Source organism: uncultured Microbacterium sp., assembly GCF_963521645.1.
In the GTDB taxonomy this organism is placed as follows: domain Bacteria; phylum Actinomycetota; class Actinomycetes; order Actinomycetales; family Microbacteriaceae; genus Microbacterium.
In genome coordinates this window covers 1-3,208 of record NZ_CAUQVQ010000139.1, presented here as the reverse complement: position 1 = coordinate 3,208, position 3,208 = coordinate 1, and the positions used below count along the sequence as shown (strand labels likewise).

General features: G+C 66.6%; 5 protein-coding genes. All 5 read right to left on the bottom strand.

Annotated features, from left to right (window positions below; translation table 11 throughout):
• The coding region (locus RWO82_RS15345) for a GntR family transcriptional regulator (RefSeq protein ID WP_314428397.1) at positions 1 to 374 on the bottom strand (374 nt) is incomplete at its 3' end.
• Between the two features lie 247 nt (positions 375 to 621).
• Positions 622 to 906 (bottom strand): WXG100 family type VII secretion target, encoded by a 285-nt coding sequence (locus tag RWO82_RS15340; RefSeq protein ID WP_314428396.1) that lies wholly within the window; start codon positions 904 to 906, stop codon positions 622 to 624.
• Positions 906 to 1,406: a hypothetical protein gene (locus tag RWO82_RS15335; RefSeq protein WP_314428395.1), complete on the bottom strand. Its 501-nt coding sequence runs from the start codon at positions 1,404 to 1,406 to the stop codon at positions 906 to 908. The genes RWO82_RS15340 and RWO82_RS15335 overlap by 1 nt, the downstream gene beginning before the upstream one ends.
• A gap of 35 nt (positions 1,407 to 1,441) precedes the next feature.
• Complete coding sequence (locus RWO82_RS15330; RefSeq protein ID WP_314428394.1) at positions 1,442 to 2,755, bottom strand: putative T7SS-secreted protein; 1,314 nt, start codon at positions 2,753 to 2,755, stop codon at positions 1,442 to 1,444.
• The gene (locus tag RWO82_RS15325; RefSeq protein WP_314428393.1) at positions 2,755 to 3,045 is read right to left on the bottom strand and encodes a type VII secretion target; all 291 of its coding nucleotides are present in this window, start codon (positions 3,043 to 3,045) and stop codon (positions 2,755 to 2,757) included. Before RWO82_RS15325 ends, RWO82_RS15330 begins: the two co-directional genes overlap by 1 nt.
• Positions 3,046 to 3,208: the final 163 nt, after the last annotated feature.

The window sequence follows — 3,208 nt, the reverse complement described above, 5'->3', positions numbered from 1 at the left end:
TGGGCTGTCTGGGCTGTCTGTGTCGCGCGCTCGTGCAGCAGCGCGGCGAGGTCGTCGGTGCCGAGCCCGAGCGTGCGAGCCTCGGCGATGAGCGGGTCGATGTAGCGGTCGGCGAACGCGGCGCGGCGCTCACCGAGAAGCAGATCCTTCGCACCCGCGGCGACGAACATGCCGATGCCGCGGCGCTTGTACAGCACTCCCTTGTCGGTGAGCATGGCGACTCCCTTCGCTGCGGTCGCAGGGTTGATCCGGTAGAAGCCGGCGAGCTCGTTGGTCGACGGCGCCTGGGACTCCTCCTCGAGAGAGCCGTCGAGGATCGAGTCCTCGATCTGCTCGGCGATCTGGAGGAAGAGCGGCTTTCCTTCTTCGATCACGAATCCTCCGCTGCGGTTAGTGGGTTAGTTACTCGACTAGGTAACCACTTAAGCTGGACCTTGTCAACGGAAACTCTGAGATCGACGTGCTCCTCGCCGATGGGGGTGGTCACTTTCGCACCGGAATAGGGCTGTTCGGATGCGAAAGCGGCCACCCACCGCGGGGCGGGTGCGGAAGTGGCCCCACCGCTGGGTGGGTGCGGAAGTGGCCCCCACCGCCGGTGAAGCGGCGCGCGGTCGGCAGCCGTCAGCTCCAGAGAGCGGCTACCTGCGCCTCGGCGTCTCTCGTGCGGGCTTGAGCGCGTGCGGCGGCGGTCGCGGCGCTGACGAGGGCGGAGTGCATGTCGGCGGCGCACGCGCTCCATTCGCGGTGGGCGCGGTCGTACGCCTCGTTGGCCTGTCCGGTCCACAGGTCGTTCAGCTCCGAGATGTCGGCCTCGAGGCTGTCGAGAAGCTCGCGGATGCACTGCGCGGCGTCGGCGAGGCTCGCGATCGACTCGGCGAGGGGCGAGTGCTCGACGCGGATGCGCATCAGTCGGATCCCTCGGGCTCGGGTGTCGGCCGGGTCAGGTCGAGTTCGCGCAGCGTGTAGGGCTGGGAGACCTTGTCGGTGAGGAAGTAGGTGTAGAAGACCACGGCTGCTTCGTCGGCGGTGAACACCTCCGACGGGTGCACGGTGACGCTGTGGCGTCCGTCGTCGTAATGGATCACTTCCGTCGGCTCACCGGAATGGTCGCCTCCTGGCTTGCCGACGGCGTACTGGTGCGGCGTGCCGTCGGGGTCGAGGTGGCGTACCTCGACGGCGAGCGCGTCGGCGGTGCCCGCGCACTGCATGTACTCACGGCTGAGAGGGATGCTGTCCAGCAGATTTGCGCCCTCAGGGGCGCGCCACAGGCTCCACGCCCAGAACGACGAGCCGTTCATCCGATTCAGGACGAACCTGATCTGATCCGGATACGGGCGAACGCTGTCGATGAGCGCCATACGGCTGTATCCGTTGCGCTGGGTGACGTGCGTGCGCTTGATCGCCATCAGTGATTCTCTCCGGGTGCAAACTATCGGTTGGTTCACGGTACGTGCTTCAGGATTACATCGACGATCTGAATGGATTGACCGTTCAACGTAGCGGTAGCGGGTGTTTCGGGACTGACCATGGCGTCGAACTCTCGCTGGGCGGCAGTGCGCGATCCCGTCCCACCCTTGACTTCAACGGCAGTCCAGGTTCCGTCGCCATTGTCGAATAGACCATCGAAGTAACGATGTTGTTCTGTGGTTGCATCCGCTCGGTGGTGGTATCCCGCGATTGTCGACCGCACCTTGTCGCGAATGATGTCCTGCCCTGTTTCATCGGCGACCTCGTCCAACCCGATCTTCTCGGTGTCGACCCACGGACGCTGCCCGTCGCCGTTGTACTTGCCCGCGATGTCGCGTCCGCCGTACTCGGGGTGGGGTGGCCGTCGCTGGACCACAGAGGCCGCATCGTCGCCGCTCGCCTCACTGATCCAACGGCCGGCCGCATGGCCGACCCCGATGAGGCCGGCGCCCGCGACGCCGACCCCGGCCCACGCGACACCACCGCCGGGCACGGCTCCCACGCCCGTGACAGCGAGCGCGCCACCACCTCCCATCATCGTGCCGCCGCCGACGATCAGTGCGACTCCGCCGAGCAGCTCGAGCAGGATGTCGGGGTGGTTGATGAGCGCATTGCCCATCGAGGCGAGGAAGTTGAGCTGGTCGATCGCCGGGTTGAGCACGGCCGTCTCGAAAGCAACCGTGCCGACAGCACCCGCGATCGCCGAATTCTTCGAGCTCTCCGTCTGTCTCGGGGTCTCCAGCGGTGCCGCGTCGGCCGCGTCGTGGATGGCGTTCGCGGCGTCGACGGCGTAGCGATCGAGCACTCCACGCGCATTGGTCAGCGTGTCGAGCGCCTGGATGCGCAGATCCGCCCCGCCGTCGACGAACGGCAGGTCGACCTCGAGGTGTCGAAGCCGGAGGTCTCGTTCCAGCTCGCGTACGTTCGCCCGATACGCGTCGCGCGAAGCGATCGTCGCGGCCTCGGCCTGCTCCCACAGGTCGATCGCGCGCGCAGCCTCGTCCTGCGCCCATCGCAGTGCATCGCCGTATGCCGACAGTGCGGCGGCTCCGTTCATCAGGTGCTCGCCGCACCTCGCCCACGACGACCGCAGGTACTCCGCGCGTTCGAGGTACTTCTCGCAGGGGTATCCCTGCCAGGCAGACTCGACCTCGAGTCGACCCAGTCCGTCCCGAAGAGCGGTCGCCGCATCCGACCGCGATCGCCATGTCGATGCCACGGTATGCACCGCCGCGTACGACCCCGGCACCAGAGCGACCGGGTCGGTCGTCATGCCGAGCTCGAGCATCAGTAATCGCTCTCGGACCAGATCATCTGGTCGAGCTCGCTGCGCGAGGCATCGTCGCCCTGGTCGAAGACGTCGGCTGTCTGCCTCAGGTTCTCTGCGAACATGTCGACGTCGGCGAGGCGGCGCTCCACGGCCGTCGACCAGACGGTGGCGAACCGGTCGACCGCGTCGTCGACCCAGGGAGCCCCCAGGCCCGACGATCGCGCCACGACGCACGAGCCGAAGTCCGCTCGTACGGCGTCGGCCTTCGCCGCCCACGCCCGTAGGTCATCCGTATCGACATCGGTCACAACTCCCCCATATGTTTACGAACGAAAACGATACGTACTCATATGAGGCATTACTAGCGCGATGGACGTTGTATACCGGTGTTTACTGCTCGCCTCGCTCCGGTCGTCGAGCGAGCCCGGCGGAGCCGAGCGAGACGAAACGCGCCACAGCTGCGGGAGCGGC

Coding starts and splice junctions, on each gene's coding strand:
- RWO82_RS15340 (WP_314428396.1), bottom strand. CDS start 906: ATGCGCATCCGCGTCGAGCACTCGCCCCTCGCCGAGTCGATCGCGAGC.
- RWO82_RS15335 (WP_314428395.1), bottom strand. CDS start 1,406: ATGGCGATCAAGCGCACGCACGTCACCCAGCGCAACGGATACAGCCGT.
- RWO82_RS15330 (WP_314428394.1), bottom strand. CDS start 2,755: ATGCTCGAGCTCGGCATGACGACCGACCCGGTCGCTCTGGTGCCGGGG.